At 41.1% G+C, this 17,489-nt stretch carries 12 protein-coding genes; 3 read left to right on the top strand and 9 right to left on the bottom strand.

The features are described from left to right. Nucleotides 1–218: 218 nt before the first annotated feature. Nucleotides 219–866: a cupin domain-containing protein gene (locus ACSR9O_RS00080; RefSeq protein ID WP_491723769.1), complete on the top strand. Its 648-nt coding sequence runs from the start codon at nucleotides 219–221 to the stop codon at nucleotides 864–866. Between the two features lie 472 nt (nucleotides 867–1,338). On the opposite strand, the gene ACSR9O_RS00085 is transcribed toward ACSR9O_RS00080, so the two are convergent. Further along, complete coding sequence (locus tag ACSR9O_RS00085) at nucleotides 1,339–3,486, bottom strand: peptidase G2 autoproteolytic cleavage domain-containing protein (RefSeq protein WP_491723770.1); 2,148 nt, start codon at nucleotides 3,484–3,486, stop codon at nucleotides 1,339–1,341. Nucleotides 3,487–4,297: 811 nt separating this feature from the next. On the opposite strand from ACSR9O_RS00085, the gene ACSR9O_RS00090 reads away from it, so the two are divergent. Then, nucleotides 4,298–5,089 (top strand): SMI1/KNR4 family protein, encoded by a 792-nt coding sequence (locus tag ACSR9O_RS00090; protein WP_491723771.1) that lies wholly within the window; start codon nucleotides 4,298–4,300, stop codon nucleotides 5,087–5,089. A 144-nt stretch (nucleotides 5,090–5,233) separates the two neighbouring features. Here the strand turns inward: ACSR9O_RS00090 and mutL are convergent, their stop codons facing one another. From mutL to tdh, 6 genes are all read right to left on the bottom strand, one after another. Then, nucleotides 5,234–7,171, bottom strand: coding sequence for a DNA mismatch repair endonuclease MutL (gene mutL / locus ACSR9O_RS00095; protein ID WP_491723772.1), 1,938 nt, complete (start codon nucleotides 7,169–7,171; stop codon nucleotides 5,234–5,236). 23 nt (nucleotides 7,172–7,194) lie between these two features. Next, entirely contained in the window at nucleotides 7,195–9,819 is a 2,625-nt protein-coding gene (gene mutS / locus ACSR9O_RS00100; protein WP_491723773.1) for a DNA mismatch repair protein MutS, read from the bottom strand. 270 nt (nucleotides 9,820–10,089) lie between these two features. Then, nucleotides 10,090–10,629 (bottom strand): outer spore coat protein CotE, encoded by a 540-nt coding sequence (locus tag ACSR9O_RS00105; RefSeq protein ID WP_034313495.1) that lies wholly within the window; start codon nucleotides 10,627–10,629, stop codon nucleotides 10,090–10,092. Between the two features lie 212 nt (nucleotides 10,630–10,841). Beyond that, on the bottom strand, nucleotides 10,842–11,270 hold the full coding sequence (locus ACSR9O_RS00110) for a YlbF/YmcA family competence regulator (protein WP_101224709.1): 429 nt from the start codon (nucleotides 11,268–11,270) through the stop codon (nucleotides 10,842–10,844). Between the two features lies 1 nt (nucleotide 11,271). Next, nucleotides 11,272–12,816 carry a tRNA (N6-isopentenyl adenosine(37)-C2)-methylthiotransferase MiaB gene (gene miaB / locus ACSR9O_RS00115; protein WP_101224708.1) on the bottom strand — a complete coding sequence of 515 codons (1,545 nt, stop codon included), beginning with the start codon at nucleotides 12,814–12,816 and terminating at the stop codon, nucleotides 11,272–11,274. A 344-nt stretch (nucleotides 12,817–13,160) separates the two neighbouring features. Further along, nucleotides 13,161–14,201 carry an L-threonine 3-dehydrogenase gene (tdh, locus tag ACSR9O_RS00120; RefSeq protein WP_491725430.1) on the bottom strand — a complete coding sequence of 347 codons (1,041 nt, stop codon included), beginning with the start codon at nucleotides 14,199–14,201 and terminating at the stop codon, nucleotides 13,161–13,163. A gap of 381 nt (nucleotides 14,202–14,582) precedes the next feature. Here tdh and ACSR9O_RS00125 point away from each other — a divergent pair, with 381 nt between their 5' ends. Beyond that, nucleotides 14,583–14,720 carry a hypothetical protein gene (locus ACSR9O_RS00125; protein WP_491723774.1) on the top strand — a complete coding sequence of 46 codons (138 nt, stop codon included), beginning with the start codon at nucleotides 14,583–14,585 and terminating at the stop codon, nucleotides 14,718–14,720. An 87-nt stretch (nucleotides 14,721–14,807) separates the two neighbouring features. Here the strand turns inward: ACSR9O_RS00125 and ACSR9O_RS00130 are convergent, their stop codons facing one another. Next, nucleotides 14,808–15,674, bottom strand: coding sequence for a 2-oxoacid:ferredoxin oxidoreductase subunit beta (locus tag ACSR9O_RS00130; protein ID WP_057278380.1), 867 nt, complete (start codon nucleotides 15,672–15,674; stop codon nucleotides 14,808–14,810). After that, nucleotides 15,661–17,418, bottom strand: coding sequence for a 2-oxoacid:acceptor oxidoreductase subunit alpha (locus tag ACSR9O_RS00135; RefSeq protein ID WP_101224707.1), 1,758 nt, complete (start codon nucleotides 17,416–17,418; stop codon nucleotides 15,661–15,663). The genes ACSR9O_RS00130 and ACSR9O_RS00135 overlap by 14 nt, the downstream gene beginning before the upstream one ends. Nucleotides 17,419–17,489 lie beyond the last annotated feature (71 nt).

Below are 17,489 nucleotides of genomic sequence, written 5' to 3' on the forward strand. Positions count from 1 at the left end.
ATCAAAAATTCAGTTTAGTAGTTTCAGTTTTAAAATATATAAAATAATATTGATATAATAACCATAACTATTACGTTACTCTAAGTCACTGCCTATCACAGCATCATCAGCAACCCTTATCAGTTCCATAGGCAATAAACCCACTGGGTTATTGCACATTAAAATGAGATTTTACATATCCTGAAAAATCAAGTCTTAAAAAAAGGAATGATAAATTCATGGTCTCCTATATGGACTATACCTCACCATCCACACAATACTTTTTCGATATTAATAAAAGCAATTTAATGAAAAAAGACAATCAAAACTATATCAATGTATTAGGTATCAAACAATTGAACACACTCGAAAATGTTTCATTATTAGATATTTACCTTAGTACAGACAATGTCGTAGAACCGCATTATCACCAAAATGCAGCAGAGCTCGTGTATTGCATTTCTGGAGCGGCAACCGTTTCATTACTGAATCCTTTTACAAAACAAATACAAAATTATCCCATTAAACCCGGTCAAGTAGCCAATGTCCCACAAGGTTGGTGGCATTATGAAGTGGCTAATACGGATAATACTCATTTGCTTGCCATTTTTAATGCACCAACACCTGAGGTGATCCTCGGTTCGGATATCTTGAAATTGACGCCGGCAAATATTATGGCACATACTTATTGCATGGATGAAAACCAATGGAAAAAAGCAATTGCACCGGTTCAGCCATCAACATTCATCGGTCCGCCAGTCAGCTGCCATCGAGCCGATGAAGAGATGCAGCAATATCCTCAATATATTAATCACTATGATAACCAACTATATACTGCCCCGGCATACAACTATCAATACCAGCCCAATCCCCCATATTATTATTGAAGATAGATGTTGGGAACATGATTAACGCTGTTCAAGGCCTATACACCCTTCATGGATGACGTCTAAGGGAGAACCTCTCATTACATAAGGGTTCTCCATTGCTTTTTATTACATGACCCGTTTAAAATGTAGAATTCATTTTACTGCACAACATCTTATATTATGGTGTCCACCCATTGTGGTTTATGGGTATTTAAAAATCCATAACACGCTTGGATACAATTATCAGTTATATAATCTAAATATATTCTACCGAGTTTCTTCTTATAATATAAGAGATCCATATTGAATCCCCTCTATAACAACAAAGCATTCACTTCAATTTTGCGGTTGCCCAGAACTTTTAAAGGAACCTCCCCATATCAAAGTGTTCAATCCTAATTCTTTGTATCTTTCTGGAATTTTGTTTTTTTATATTTTCATAAGTCCTTTAAACTTCATCAACTGACCGATTTGCAATGGTATTAACTATTTAGTTTTTTTGAAGTGGAGTGACCAAGACCAATACTTGATTCGGTCCGGTACGCTTTAATACAAAATATCCTTTCTCCGCTTTTGTTGCGACTCCATCATCATTTGGCCAGCAATATCCATGAGTTTCACATGTTCCATCATCTCGAACCCGTATTTGACCAATTAGCCCTACAGCCACCCATTCTTGTCGGTTTACACGAGAAACGTATTCTTGGTTAGGGTTCCAATCCGGATTAAGGATGGGTTGCTTTACTGTACTTTCTGGAATAATCACATTCCCTTTTTTGTCTTTTTGGGGTGGAAGAGTGACATCATGGTATTTTTTTCTTCCCCATTCATCGATTTGATATTTCCCTTGCCAGCGCAAACCTCCACTATTCCCCAATACACCAGGTGTTGCACTAGTAATGCCCAAAATAAAAGGGGCGGTTGAAGTGGCTTTCTGAATTTTGTCTTCATTTGATGCTACAACAAAGTAGCCAACATCAATTGGGTTTCCATCAGCAGTTTCAAACATCTCTGCGTAATCACCCGCCGGAGTGCCATATGCCCCATCAATGAACATATTACCGTTATTCAGAAGTTTTCCAACTAGTCCTGTAGTGTCATACGGCTCTGCTCCGAAAGCTACATTCCACGAAAAAGTTGGGTCACCATCTAAATCGTTAACAGCTCCGTTTCTTCCCATAATATGGGCTCCTTCAAAACCATTTGTTGAGGTAAAGTTACCTTCAGCATGGGAGGTATCACCACTGGCGATTGTTCCTACTCCCTCTGCATGTGAAGTAAGGCCGCTGGAGAATGTTGCAACGCCTTCTGCGTGGGAAAAGTTTCCGCTTGCTATCGGTCCTGGTAAAAAGGTTATGTCTGGAGTTCCCCCTTCCGCATGAGACGCAAATCCACTTGCTGTTGTACCAACTCCTTCCGCGTGAGCACTATTCCCACTGGCCAACGTCGGGGCTGGATTACCTACTTGATCATTTGCTCCACCCTCAGCGTGTGAGGCCCTTCCACTAGCCGTTGTACCTTCCCCTTCGGCATGGGCATTCAACCCCAGTGTCGAATCATTTGCATTTCCCGTAGTGGTCAGGAATCCTTCTGCATGTGAATTTTCCCCAAATGCCCTTGTTTCTCTCCCTTCTGCATGGGAGGCTGTTCCACTTGCGTTTGTAGCAACCCCCTCGGAATGAGAAGCTTCTCCACTGGCAGATGTACTTTGCCCTTCCGTGTGAGAACGATTTCCACTGGCTACTGAACCCTCCCCTTCGGCATGGGAAGCATTTCCACTGGCCGTTGTACTTAACCCTTCCGCGTGGGAAGCAAATCCACTCGCAGTTGTATTGACGCTTTCTGCATGAGAACCAATTCCACTGGAAATTGTACTAATTCCTTCAGCATGGGCAGCAGGATTACTGGCAGAGGTTTGGAAGCCTTCTGCGTGTGCAGCAGGTCCACTAGCTGTTGTCCCTATGCCTTCTGCGTGAGCACCATCCCCGCTTGCTAAGGTGGGAACTGGATTACCCATTTGATCTACTCCGCCTCCTTCCGCATGGGAGGCCCTGCCACTTGCTGTATTTCCTTCTCCTTCCGCATGTGCGTTAACACCGCTGATTGTTGTTTGCGTATTCAAACCTTCTGTATGTGAATTAGCTCCGGCTGCTGTTGTATTGTTACCTTCTGCATGCGAATTATCTCCACTTGCATTTGTTGCAAAACCTTCCGCATGTGAGGCAACTCCGCTTGCTGTCGTAGTAGTTCCCTCTGCGTGTGCCGTATTAGCTGTGGCCGTTGTCCGAAACCCTTCCGCATGGGAGGAGTTTCCCGTCGCAATTGTTTCACTTCCTTCCGCATGGGAAGTATTTGCACTAGCGGTAGTCAGATATCCCTCCGCGTGGGAAGCTACCCCGCTTGCTGTCGTAGTAGTTCCCTCTGCGTGTGCCGTATCAGCTGTTGTTTCGGTATCATACCCTTCTGTGTGTGCAGCATTACCACCTGAAGTTGTGGTACTTCCTTCCGCATGAGAAGCAGTCCCGTTAACAATTGTATTCATTCCTTCAGCATGAGAGGCTGTCCCATTAGCAGTTGTATTGATTCCTTCCGCTTCCGAACAAGTCCCTATCGGATTTTGGTTACATCCATTTGCCATTATCGTTCTCCATTCTTATAAAATTTTTTCATATTAAAAAATCTATATTATGTTATGCATATTCCAAAAAAATGGTATAGACAAGCTTCATTTACTAAATAGCCCATATAGGATTCTGACTTGATAATTGCGTTGTTGTAATAATTAGTGGTCTATCACGGAGATTATATCTTGAATACAGGACTCTTCAGCAGAAAGCTTTTCAAACGCTTTGTTTTAAAGATTATGACCCATAAATGTAATCATTTAACGAAAAAAGCAAGGAGAACCCTATTACTTTAATGTTTATCTATTGCTTTTAATTACATGATCCGTTTTTTACTTCGCCACATCCTTACATTTGGTGTCCACCCAATGTGGTTTATGGGTATTTAAAAATCCATAACACGCTTGGATACAATTATCCGTTATATAATCTAAATATATTCTACCGAGTTTCTTCTTATAATATAAAAAATTCAAATTGCTCCCCCTAATACAGCAACAGATTATTCAGTTTGCGGTTGGCTCAGAAGTACTCCTATCTTTAAAAGAACCTCACCCTATCAAAATGCTCAATCTAGTTCTATAAAATTTAATCATCTGTGGCTTAATAGTGCATCACAGGTTCTATCTAAAAAGGAATTATTGAAATTTTATAAATGCAAATAAATTAAAACATTTTTTTGGATAAATATGAGAAATCACCTTACAATTGAAAAAGCCTATAAATAGTTGAGATTTTACTGTTGGATGATTTATTTGAGAAGAATGAAACTAAGTAATATGGAGAGTGTGATACTTGGAGTCTATTTTTGAAGAATTCGAAGATATGGATTTTGATGAATATAACCTAAATGAATTAACAGAAGGAGATATCCTTGATGCTGAAACAAATTTAAACATTAAACTCCCAAAAGAATATATTGAACTATTAAAAATTCAAAATGGGGGATATTTAAAATACAACGCATTACCAGTGAGTTTTAAAAATTCCTATGCTGATAATCATATTGCTGTAGACTTTCTGTTTGGAATTAAAGAGAATGAAGGAATTTACAAATCAAAATACCTTCTTAATGAATGGGGAATTAAAGAAAAAGATTTTGTAACAATCTCCGGAGATGGACACACGTGGATTGTATTAGATTATAGAAAAAATAAAGATGAACCAGAAATAACTTTTATAGACACTGAAGAGAATAGAACTTCTGTTATCTTTAAGACTTTTAAAGAAATGATTGAAAATTTATATGAACCGCCAACAGAAGATTTGTCCGATTACATTGGTGGATATGAGTTATCCGTTGAACGTGCAAAAGAGTTGTGTAAAAGTATAGATACTGAGGACATTTTAGATGGTATAAGCATATGGGTATGTAGTTATAAAGATTTAACAGAACTCGCATCTACACTGATTATGTTCCTTGAAACTAACTCAGATATATATATTCAAGAAAGCGCATCTCAAAATTTAGTTGAATTAATCAGCGATGAGTTTATAACTGATGAAATCATAATAAAAAAAGCGTTGCATATTTTAGGCTCTGTAGAAGATAGTGAAATCAATAGTGATATAAAGTATTCACACAAGTTATTACTTGACTTTATAAACAGGAACTAACTCAGTTACTTCGAATATACAGGTCTCTTATGCTGAAAACGTTTCAAAAGCACTAGAAAAAAGAGCATGGACCAATAAATGTGGTCTTTTAACTAAAAAAGCAATGGAGAATCCCATTACATAAGGGTTCTCCATTGCTTTTAATTACATGATCCGCTTGAACATTTTCTCCATTTCATAAATGGAATAAGAGATGATGATAGGTCTTCCATGAGGGCATGTGAAGGGATCGGTTGTGCGCCTTAGTTCATCCAAAAGTGCTTGGATTTCATCATTGCGCAGATGACGGTTTGCCTTTATGGAGGCTTTACAGCTCATCATGATAGCTGCTTCTTCACGTAATTTCTTGATGTCGACCTTTTTCATCGAGAGCAATTGTTCAATCATTTCTTCAAGGATTTCCTGTTCAATTCCTTTAGGGAACCATTGTGGATGCGATCGGACAATATAGGCGTTGTAGCCAAACTCCTCTAAATAGACGCCGACTTTTTCCAACTCATGCCGATATTCATTTATCCGAATACATTGGTCTGTTGAAAATTCAAGGGTGATGGGAACCAGCATGTCCTGCAGCTCGTTTTCAACACGTCCGACCTTCTCTTTAAAATATTCGTATTTTATTCGTTCCTGGGCAGCATGCTGGTCTATGATATATAAACCTTTTTCGTTTTGAGCGAAAATATATGTTCCATGCATTTGCCCAATCGGGTACATGGGAGGGATGCGGTTAGCCTGTTCATTCGCCTCGATTTCTTCCTCTTGTTCAACAGTGTAGGTTGTATACTTTTCAGCTGACTCGAAATATGGTTTGCTTTCATCATCTTGTAAGACCGGTACATAGACATCTTCCATTTGCTGCTGTTCATTGCTATAGATTATTTCCTTTATTGGTTCAAAATTGAAATCTTCATGCTCCACATAACTCTTTTGTTCCTGCTTTTCCCGAATCAAGGTATCCTTCAAGAGTGAAGCTTCTTTCTTGGCTTCTTCAAGGACCCGCTTGCCGCTTTCCACAACATGGTCCAATTCCAGCGTAGTTTGCTCACTTTTCGCCTGTTCCGGCTTTGGTGTAGGTGTATATCCACTTGGAATTAGAGACATCTTTTTAAACGAAGATTTAATCGTTTCCGATACAAGACTGAACAATTCCTGTTCCTTGCTTAGTCTTACCTCCATTTTGGACGGATGTACATTGACATCGACAAGAATCGGGTCCATTTCAATATTCAACAAAGCAATTGGAAAACGCCCAATTGGTAGAAGTGTATGGTAACCATCCAGGATTGCTTTCACGAGCGCATAGTTTTTAATGAAGCGGCCGTTTATCATGGTCGAAATATAATTCCTTGAAGCCCTGGTGACTTCGGGCATGACGATATATCCGGATAATTTGAAGTCCAGGGAGCTTGCCTGAACCGGAATCATCTTTTTGGCAATATTCGTCCCATAGATAGCGGCTAGCACCTGCCTGACATCGCCGTTACCATTCGTGTGCAGGATACGCTTCTCATTGTGTGTTAACCGTATTGAAACATCCGGGTGCGAAAGTGCGAGCCTGTTAGCGACATCCGTAATATTTCCTAACTCGGTATGAATGGTTTTCATATATTTTAACCTTGCAGGAGTATTGTAAAACAAATCGGAAACAAGGATATCCGTTCCTTTACGGCTGGATGAAGCCTCGAGTTCCTTAACCATGCCGCCTTCAAGAAGTATGCGCGTTCCTATACCTTCGCCAGTGCTGCTTTTCATTTCAAAACGGGAAACTGAAGCAATACTGGGCATTGCTTCACCGCGGAAGCCGAGTGTTCGGATTCGGAAGAGATCATTTTCATCTTTTATTTTACTTGTGGCGTGACGTTTAAATGCCGCCTCTATGTCATCAGCCAAAATCCCATCGCCATTATCCACGATCCTGATGGAACCAAGTCCAGCCTCCACCAATTCAATCTCTATAATGGTACTGTTTGCATCTATTGCGTTTTCCACAAGTTCCTTAACGACTGAGGCTGGGCGTTCAACAACTTCGCCAGCTGCGATTTTATTAGATAAAGCCTCGTCGAGCTGTTTGATTTTCCCCATTTTTATCGCCTCGCTTTATTATCTCATTTAAGTTTCTTTTGTAATTTATAAAGGGTATTCATCGCCTCAAGCGGCGTCATTTCAAGGATATCCAGTGATTTTATGTCATCGAGCACCTTTTTTTCCTTAGGCGAGGAATTCACTTTTCCATTAGGAGCCTCTTCCCCAAAGAAGGAAAGCTGTGCCTCATTGACGGATGTCACCGGGGCTACTCCGGCAATAGGTGCTTTTACAGCAGCAGCCTGTTCAGGCATCGCCTTTGCCTGTCCATTTTCATTTTCCAGCTGCGCTAAAATGGCGGCAGCCCGATCTATTAACTGCTCCGGTAAATCAGCTAGCTTTGCCACGTGAATTCCATAGCTTTTATCTGCTGGACCTTCTTTAATTTTATGAAGGAAAACGACATTTCCATTTTGCTCAATGGCACTGACATGGATATTTTTCAATTTTGGCAGTTCCGCTGCCAGCACTGTCAATTCGTGATAATGAGTCGAAAAGAGAGTCTTTGCCCCAATTTCCTCATGAATATATTCAATTATGGCCTGGGCAAGCGCCATCCCATCGTAAGTTGATGTTCCCCGCCCGATCTCATCAAATAATATCAAACTGTTTTCTGTCGCATTCATGATGGCATTTCTTGCTTCAAGCATCTCGACCATGAATGTACTTTGACCGGAAATCAAATCATCTGCCGCGCCGATCCTAGTAAATACCTTATCAAAAATAGGCAATTCAGCTATACTTGCGGATACGAAGCATCCAATTTGCGCTAGAATCGATGTTAGAGCTATCTGACGCATATACGTACTTTTACCCGACATATTGGGCCCTGTGATCAAGAGTAACTCCCGGTCTCCATCCATGAAGCAGTCATTGGGGACATACTCCTGTGATTGAAGGACTTTCTCGACCACTGGATGTCGGCCTTCCTTCAGTACGATTCTTCGATCATCAGAAAAGACAGGCTTCACATAATGGCGTTCTTCGCTAATCGTCGCAAAGCACTGCAAGACATCCAGTTCACTGACACCTTTCGCTAAATCCTGTAAGCGCGGGATATAGCTTTTGACCTCTTCACGAAGATTGAGGAATAGGTCATATTCCAAACTGATGCTTTTTTCCTCTGCTTGTAAAATCAAAGCTTCCTTCTCTTTCAACTCAGGTGTGATATAACGTTCGGCATTCGTTAAAGTTTGCTTCCGTTCATAACGGCCTTCTTCAAGCAGATGCAAATTGGCTCGTGTGACTTCAATATAATAGCCAAAAACACGATTATATCCGATTTTCAAAGATTTGATCCCTGTGCGTTCCCGCTCTTCCCGTTCAAGCTGTGCAATCCAAGTTTTCCCGTTTCTGCTGGCATCCCTGTATGTATCCAGCTCCTTATGGAAACCGTCCTGAATGAAATTTCCTTCCTTCACGGACAATGGCGGGTTTTCTACAAGCGCCGTTTCAAGCAAATCCGTCACTTCTTCGCAAGGATCCAATTTATCGGCCAGAATTGAAATATCCTGATTTGAAGCCATTGACTTCACGATTTCACGAATGATCGGCACCTGTTGCAATGAACGTTTCAGTTGAATCAAGTCCCGAGCATTTACATTACCGAAGGCCACCCTTCCGGCAAGCCGCTCCAAATCGTACACTTCCTTCAGGCGTTCACGTAAGTCCTGCCGTTCGAAGTATTGATTTTTTAGGGTTTCAACAAGGCTTTGTCTCCGCTCGATCTGTTTTTTATTAATGAGCGGTCTATCAATCCATTGTTTCAACATTCTTCCGCCCATGGCTGTTTTCGTTTCATCAAGCAGCCATAATAATGAGCCTTTTTTACCTTTGGAACGAATGGTTTCAGTTAATTCCAAATTACGTTTGCTATAATAATCAATTTTCATATATTGAGATGTTTCATATGCAAGCACTGGCTGTAAATGATCCAGGCTGCGTTTTTGGGTACGGTATAGATAATTCAATAAGCGTGAAGTCGTTGTCGCCAGTTTCTGGTCTTTTAACAAATGAAGCAGTGCAACGAATGACTCGCTTTGATCCGAATTATTCTCTAGGGATAGAGCGGCAGCGCCCCGTTCTTGCAGCTTTTTTTTCCATTCTTCATTGAAATCCTCGGCAATGACCACTTCACTCGCACCGAGGATGGCAAATTCATTCAGAACTTCCTCGAAACTCTCAATCAATGTGACCTTATTTTCCCCTGTCGATAAATCATTGTATCCAAAGCCAAACTGACCATCAGTGAAATAAGTGATCGTGGCAATATAATTATTTTCCTTTTCACGAAGACCCTTACTATCCATTTTCGTTCCCGGAGTAATCAGCTGGACAACTTCCCTGCGTACCACGCCTTTGGCTTGCTTCGGATCTTCGGTTTGTTCACAAATAGCCACTTTAAAACCTTTTTCTATCAATATATCAATATAATTAGCAGCCGAGTGATACGGAATGCCGCACATCGGAATTCGCTCTTCACTACCGCCTTCTCGGCTTGTTAATGTGATTTCGAGCTCTTGAGATGCATTCAGAGCATCGTCAAAAAACATTTCATAAAAATCGCCTAAACGAAAAAATAAAAAGGCATCCTGATACTCTGCCTTAATTTTTAAATATTGCTGTATCATTGGAGTATATCCAGCCATTCCTTCAAAACCTTTCCAAACTATAATCTATTACACATTTATGTCCTTCATTATAACATACGGGAAAGCAACATTGCCTGTATTCGAAATTGCATGGTAAATCAATTATCCTTTAAATTGTGAGCTAGCTGTATCTGCAAAGCCTTACGCACGGATATAGTAACATTGCATTCCTATTTTTTTCATTCCCAGCCCTGCAAGGTACTTGTCCCGCTTCAAATTAAATAAGACCGGATGAAGGGAATGTCATCCGGTATTAATTTCTATATTCTATTCGTCTTCGAATTCATCAAGGAAATCCGGATCTAAATCTTCGAAATCCTCATCATCGAAATCAGAGCCCCAGTCATCCTCACAGCGGCCATCTGGACTTACAGCGACACAAATTTTCGTTTCGCCGACGACTTCCACAAAGAATTCCCTTTCCACATGGACAATGATTTTTTGTCCACATGGGGAGATGCAAGCTTCTAAACAATTCGGCTGTTGGACAGCTTTTGCAACGATTTCATGGTCATCAAGACAATCGGGATCACGGTATTTCAGCGAAATAACGTCGGTATATTGCACTTTTTCAGTTACAACTTCCGTTTTTGAATTTTGGTTATAGGAATACCAGACGTTGATTTCGTAGCTGCCGTGAATTTCTACCTTTTTGCCGACTTTCTTTGCATCGTATTTATGGTTGATGATCCAACAACCTAGAATGCTAGAAGGATGATGAGCCGGGCAAATGGTGTGAGAGGACTTTGTGAATTTGCGTCCTTTTGCCACCACCGCTTTAGTAATTATCTCTCTATATTGTGACATGCTAGCGAACCCTCCTCATACAGTTTCCATTCATCCTATGCGTGGTAAAAGTCTAGTGTGCGTAGAATTTTAATTGTTTGAAAACTGCTGTAATGTTTTAAACCTAGGTTATTTTATGCGCATGTTTTGGGATATGTGTCACGAATGGGCACTGTATAAGGATTTCCGCATCTAAAAAAGCCCTTCTGAAATCAGAAGGGCTTTTTTAATATTTATGAACAGCTTCCGCCGCCTGCTTGTACCTTTGAACCTGTCTCACCGCGAAGGACGTCTCCCTCAGTCGATTCAATAATCAGGTCCGTCACCTTATTCGATACCTGTGATGAAACCATTTGTAAAAGGTCATTTACATCCACTTGGGATTGTTTGAATTCTTGCACGATCGGAAGTTCATCCAATTGTTTTTCCAGTGCATCAATCTTGGCCTGAACTTGACTGTATGCTTTTTCTTTGCCGTAATGCTGGAAGTTTACTGCCTGTTTTTGTAAGCTCTTGATACTGGCGATCATTTCACGGATTTTTTGGTTTTCATTGATGTGTGCTTCTGCCCGTTTAAAGAAATCGACTTCTTCCGTGCTTGCGATCATTTCAGCAAGCTCGGCAGCTTTGTTCAGAATGTCATCTTTAGTATATTTCGTCATATTACTCCACCTCAATCGCCGTTGCTTCTTCAACCATATCCCCATTCAGTGACCATGTTTTCGTTCCGGTGATTTTCACTTTTACGATTTGGCCAATAGCGGATTTTGGTCCTTTGAAGTTCACGAGCTTATTTTTCGTTGTATAACCTGCTAATACTTCCGCATTCTTCTTGCTTTCGCCTTCAACGAGCACTTCAACAATCTGTCCATCATACTCCTTCATTTTCAATGCACACGTTTCATTGACAAGGGCGTTCAAGCGTTGCAGACGTTCCTTTTTCACTTCCATCGGTACATTATCCTGCATTTTCGCAGCCGGTGTTCCCTCACGTGGTGAATAGATGTAAGTATATGCTGCATCGAAACCAACTTCACGGTATAAGGACATCGTTTCTTCAAAGTGCTCTTCCGTTTCATTCGGATAACCTACAATGATGTCAGTGGTTAGCGATACACTTGGGATAGCTTCCTTGATTTTTTTTACTAGCTCTAAATATTGTTCACGTGTATATTTACGGGCCATGATTTTAAGTGTGTCCGTACTACCCGATTGAACTGGAAGATGAATATGGTCAACGAGATTACCGCCCTTAGCCAATACTTCAATCAAGTGATCATCAAAATCACGGGGATGACTTGTCGTAAAACGAATACGCGGAATATCGATTTTGCGGATTTCATCCATCAAATCACCGAAACGGTATTCGATATCCGTAAAATCTTTACCATAAGCATTCACATTCTGTCCAAGCAGAGTTATTTCCTTGTAACCCTGTGCAGCTAAATGACGGACTTCCTGTATAATATCTCCAGGCCTGCGGCTTCTTTCTTTTCCTCTTGTGTACGGTACGATGCAGTATGTACAAAACTTATCGCAGCCATACATGATATTGACCCATGCCTTTGTTTTTCCTTTACGCACTTTCGGAAGGTTCTCGATTACATCACCTTCTTTAGACCAAACCTCAATGACCATTTCCTTGGAAAGATAAGCTTCATTAAGAATTTGCGGCAGGCGGTGGATGTTATGCGTTCCGAAAATCATATCTACAAAATGGTGCTTCTCTAGGATCCGCTTTACAACTGACTCCTCTTGTGACATACAACCGCAAACCCCAAGCAATAGATCCGGCTTTTCCAATTTCAATGATTTTAAATGCCCCAATTCACCGAACACTTTATTCTCTGCGCCTTCCCGAATCGCACAAGTGTTAAGTAAAATGACGTTAGCATCATCCACGGTGTCTGTCGGCCGATAACCAAGTGCCATAAAGATGCCCGCCATGACTTCTGTATCATGTTCGTTCATTTGACAGCCATAAGTACGAATGTAAAACTTTTTACCTTCTCCCATTCCACGGAAACCTTCAGGAATGGCAAAGTCATCATGATATTCTACTTCTTCTTTTCCTCGCTTTTTCGCATCTTTTAAGGAAGGCGGAATATAAACGGCTTGAAAGTATTTACTGAAGTCCTTTTCGGATTTTTTGTCCGCTGGATTCTCAGCCTGTACTTGTTGTGATTCTAATCGTTGTTTCTCGTTCATAGTTAATCTCCTTTCAAAATAGTTAGTTTATTTCTTTCACCAACTATTTCAAGACCTATCTTCTAATGGTTTTATACGGATTCCTTTTTAGGAATTACCAGTAAATATTTGCTTTTAAGTGTGATATATCCACATTATTATAGTATAAAGCTTTTAACAGCAAGAAACAATCATTCTGTCATGGCTTCTTGAATTGTAAGAAATTTTTCACAAATTCGGAAAATAAGAACAGGAAAGAAGAGGCTAATTTCGTCTTAGCCTCTTCTTATCATTTTGTGGATGACGCCTTCCCCTTCAAAATTTTTCAAATGCTGACATTGTAATTTCACTTTTTAAGATGATGTTTAAGGGATCAGGAGCACCTTACCACATTGACCTTTGATCATCAGTTCAAATCCCTTTTCAAAATCGCTTAGTGGAAAACGGTGGGTAATCATTGGTTTTACATCAACCTTGCCACTTTCAAGCAGGCTTGAAACCTGCTGCCAGGTTGAAAACATCTTCCTTCCTGTTATTCCTTGGACAGTAAGGCCCTTGAATACTATATCCTCCGTTATATTAAGGGTGACGGGCTTAGAAGGCAGACTTAGAATTGATATTCTACCACCATTTGTCGCCATCTTAAACCCTTGTTGGATAGCAGCGGGATTACCGCTCATTTCGCAAACGACATCCACCCCATCGGCATTTGTGAGGCTTTTCGTGATTTTCAATGGATCCTGTTTAATTGAATGAATGAGGTCTGTCGCACCCATCTTTTTGGCCAGCTGAAGTCGATAATCATTAATATCAAGAGCGATTACTTTATCAGCACCTGCGGCATTTGCTACAGCAATCGCCATCAGCCCGATTGGACCACAGCCGATTATTGCCACCGTTTTACCCAGCACCTCGCCAGCTAGCACGGAATGGACTGCATTGCCCATCGGTTCTTGTATGGTAGCCATATCAAGTGGCATATCACTTGGATTTTTCCATAAATTTTTGGCGGGCAAAGCTATATACTCTGCAAAGCATCCTTGTTTATCGACACCGATAATGTTTGTTTTTTTACAAATATGGAATTGCCCGGTTAAGCACTGCCTGCAAGTGCCGCAAACTATATGTGTTTCTGCAGATACGCAATCACCAACCGAAACATTGCTTACACTTGCTCCTATCTCCATTACTTCCCCAGCAAATTCGTGCCCAAATACGTATGGTGGATTCACTCTTCCTTGCGACCATTCATCCCAGGTGAAAATATGAATATCCGTTCCACATATCGAGGTCATTTTCACTCGAATCAATACTTCGTCATCACGGATATCCGGAATATCGACATTTTGTAATTGAGCCCCATAACCTCGGTGGTGTTTGACGACGGCTTTCATTTTCCCTCTCAACATGTACACTCCCCCTGAACTAGGGCTGTTACTTTTATCTTCCTTAATATGTAAAGATATGAAAAACTAAATAAAAAAATACCATAAACGCTTATGTACCGACCTTTTCACATTAATAATGATGATTTTTAGGGCATTCGTACATTTTTGTTAAATGGGTCATGTTTCTATAGCATCTTGTCCGCTCTCGAATAAGATATCTTGTAAGACAAAATTATGAAGGAGTGACTTATATGTCATGTGGATGCAATAATCACGATCATCATGATCGGGACCGCGATCGGGACAGAGATCGGGACAGAGATCGGGACAGAGATAACGATAGAATCGCAGACGATTTTTGTCGTGCTGTGAGGGGCTGTAATAGGCGCGACCGCGACCGTGATCGGGACCGTGATCGAGATCGAGACCGCGATCGGGACCGTGATCGGGACCGCCATCACAATTGTTGTCGTAGAAGGAATCGTTGCAATTTCTTCGGCTGTGGATTCAATAACGGTTGGTGGTAAGCTAATTTAGAGAGTATAGTGATTCTCTCCACTTGAGCTTTCCAATTAATCAAAAAAAAAGGTTCACCCCATCTTTAGGGGTGAACCTTTTAACTTTTTACATAAATTCAGCAACAAGCTTATCAAAGTGCGCTTGATCCAGTGTCAGATCTGATTTATTTAACGCTTTTTCAGCATACCCTGGCACTAATTCCTGGTACGAAGGGCGCGAAGAGTCTTGATAAATAATCCCTGTCACAAGGCTGTCATGCTGCATCAAAGTCTGCATGGCCTGTTCTTTATTTGATGAATCATAGCCTTCAATCGTGTTCAATTTAGTCAAGTTTTGTTTAAACCAATCATACGTATTGATTTTATTGTATGTTACGCAAGGAGAGAAAACATTGATAAAGGAGAACCCTTTATGATTTATCCCTGCTTCAATGATCGCCGTCAGGTCTTTCAAGTCTGTGGAAAAGCTTTGGGCGACAAACGTAGCGCCAGCTGATAATGCTAATTCCATAGGTGAAACAGCCTGTTCTATTGATCCTTCTGGAGTGGATTTCGTTTTAAATCCAGCAGCGGATCTAGGAGAAGTCTGGCCTTTTGTCAATCCATATATTTGGTTATCCATGACAATATACGTAATGTCGATATTACGGCGGATTGCATGGATGGTGTGTCCCATCCCGATTGCAAAACCATCTCCGTCTCCGCCTGAAGCTATAACGGTCAATTCACGATTGGCCATTTTTACGCCTTGGGCGATCGGCAGTGAGCGGCCATGGATGCCGTGGAAACCATATGACTTGATGTAACCGGAAATACGCCCTGAACAGCCGATACCGGAAACAACAGCCAAATTCTCAGGCTCCAATCCCACATTCGCTGCCGCACGCTGCATGGCAGCCTGAACGGAGAAATCTCCGCAGCCAGGACACCAGTTAGGTTTTACATCATTCCGAAACTCTTTAAACGTTGCCATATTCGAACATCTCCTTGCATTGTGTGTGAATTTCATGCGGGAGGAATGGGTTGCCATCATATTTTAGGATGCTTTTAATTTTATTAACATGTCCGACATTCATCTTGATGATATTAGCCAATTGTCCAGTCGCATTATTTTCAATAACTACTACTTTCTTAGCACTTTGCACCAATGATAGGACTTCATCAGCTGGGAAAGGATGAATCAAACGGATTTGCGCATGATTCACTTTCATTCCATCCGTTTCTAACCGGCCGATCGCTTCATCAATCGTCCCGCGTGTTGAGTTAAAGCCAAGAATTAATAAATCCGCTTCTTCATGCGGTGTGTTTTTGTATACTGGTGTTTGGAATGTGTTAGTTAAATTATTCAGCTTACGCATCCGTTTATCCATTTGCAATTTACGATTCAAAGCCGTCTCGGAAGGTCTGCCCGTTTCATCATGTTCTACACCAGTAACATGGTGAATCCCATTTTTCATACCAGGCACTACACGCGGTGAGACTCCGTCTTCCGTTACTTCATAACGCTTGAAGTAAGATTTGTCTTCAGCCTCTTCAATTTCAAAGTCCACCAATTTCCCGCGTCTTATCTCCACTTTGCCGTAATCAAGCGGCTGAACCGTTTGTTTACCTAATGATAGCTGTAAGTCGGATAGAACGATAACTGGACATTGATATTCCTCTGCAAGGTTGAATGCTTCCGCCGTATCATAAAAAGCTTCCTCAACAGTACTCGGAGCCATGACGATTTTAGGTATTTCACCATGTGTACCATAAATCATGGCCATTAAATCGGATTGCTCCTGTTTTGTAGGAAGACCCGTAGATGGACCGCCACGTTGAGTATCGACGATGACAATTGGCGTTTCGGTAATGCCCGCTAAACCAATCGCTTCCATTTTCAAGGAAAGTCCAGGTCCAGCTGAAGCTGTGATGGCACGTACACCGCCATAGTTTGCACCGATTGCCATTGTAGCCGCCGCGATTTCATCTTCAGTCTGGATGACCGTTCCTCCAAATTGAGGAAGTTTTTTAATTAAGTATTCCATAATTTCCGAGGCAGGAGTAATCGGGTAAGCTGCCATAAAGCGGCAACCGCCTGCAACTGCTCCTAAAGCGATAGCATCGTTTCCAATCATGAACATGCGTTTTTGGCCGTCTGCCTTTTCCAGCTCCATTGCGCCCAGTTTTTCTCCAAGCAACACTTCCATTGCCTTATAGCCAGCAGTAATGGCATCCATATTCTTCTTGACGATTTCTTCACCCTTACGGCCGAATATTTCATCAACCACATCGTTGAATACGGAAATTTCCATGCCTAGAACAGCACATGTCGCACCGATGGCGACCATATTTTTCATTAATGATGTTCCTAATTCGGCTGCTATTTCCGTAAAGGGAACAATATATAATTCTGCCTTTGTATCTTCTGGGCAGACAGGTTTGAATTTTGCATCTGCAATTATGATGCCACCCTCATGTAATTCTTTATAATTGACGTCAATTGTTTCTTGGTCAAAAGCAACTAAGATGTCTAAATCATCAGAGATAGCACGAGTTTCCGTAGTACTTACACGAATTTTGTTATTCGTGTGTCCACCCTTGATTCGGGATGAGAAATGACGGTAGCCATACAAGTAATAACCTAAGCGATTGAGGGCAATACAGAATATTTCTCCTGTACTTTCAATACCTTCACCTTGTTGTCCGCCAACTTTCCATGAAAGTTGATTGATCATGTCTTACACTCCTTTAGGACGTTCGTATATAAATGCATTTAACCGCACCTCTCTTCAGAACATTCAACTAT

It is taken from the genome of Peribacillus sp. B65, assembly GCF_058513295.1.

Coding starts and splice junctions, on each gene's coding strand:
- ACSR9O_RS00080 (WP_491723769.1), top strand. CDS start 219: ATGGTCTCCTATATGGACTATACCTCACCATCCACACAATACTTTTTC.
- ACSR9O_RS00085 (WP_491723770.1), bottom strand. CDS start 3,486: ATGGCAAATGGATGTAACCAAAATCCGATAGGGACTTGTTCGGAAGCG.
- ACSR9O_RS00090 (WP_491723771.1), top strand. CDS start 4,298: ATGGATTTTGATGAATATAACCTAAATGAATTAACAGAAGGAGATATC.
- mutL (WP_491723772.1), bottom strand. CDS start 7,171: ATGGGGAAAATCAAACAGCTCGACGAGGCTTTATCTAATAAAATCGCA.
- mutS (WP_491723773.1), bottom strand. CDS start 9,819: ATGGCTGGATATACTCCAATGATACAGCAATATTTAAAAATTAAGGCA.
- ACSR9O_RS00105 (WP_034313495.1), bottom strand. CDS start 10,629: ATGTCACAATATAGAGAGATAATTACTAAAGCGGTGGTGGCAAAAGGA.
- ACSR9O_RS00110 (WP_101224709.1), bottom strand. CDS start 11,270: ATGACGAAATATACTAAAGATGACATTCTGAACAAAGCTGCCGAGCTT.
- miaB (WP_101224708.1), bottom strand. CDS start 12,816: ATGAACGAGAAACAACGATTAGAATCACAACAAGTACAGGCTGAGAAT.
- ACSR9O_RS00130 (WP_057278380.1), bottom strand. CDS start 15,674: ATGGCAACGTTTAAAGAGTTTCGGAATGATGTAAAACCTAACTGGTGT.
- ACSR9O_RS00135 (WP_101224707.1), bottom strand. CDS start 17,418: ATGATCAATCAACTTTCATGGAAAGTTGGCGGACAACAAGGTGAAGGT.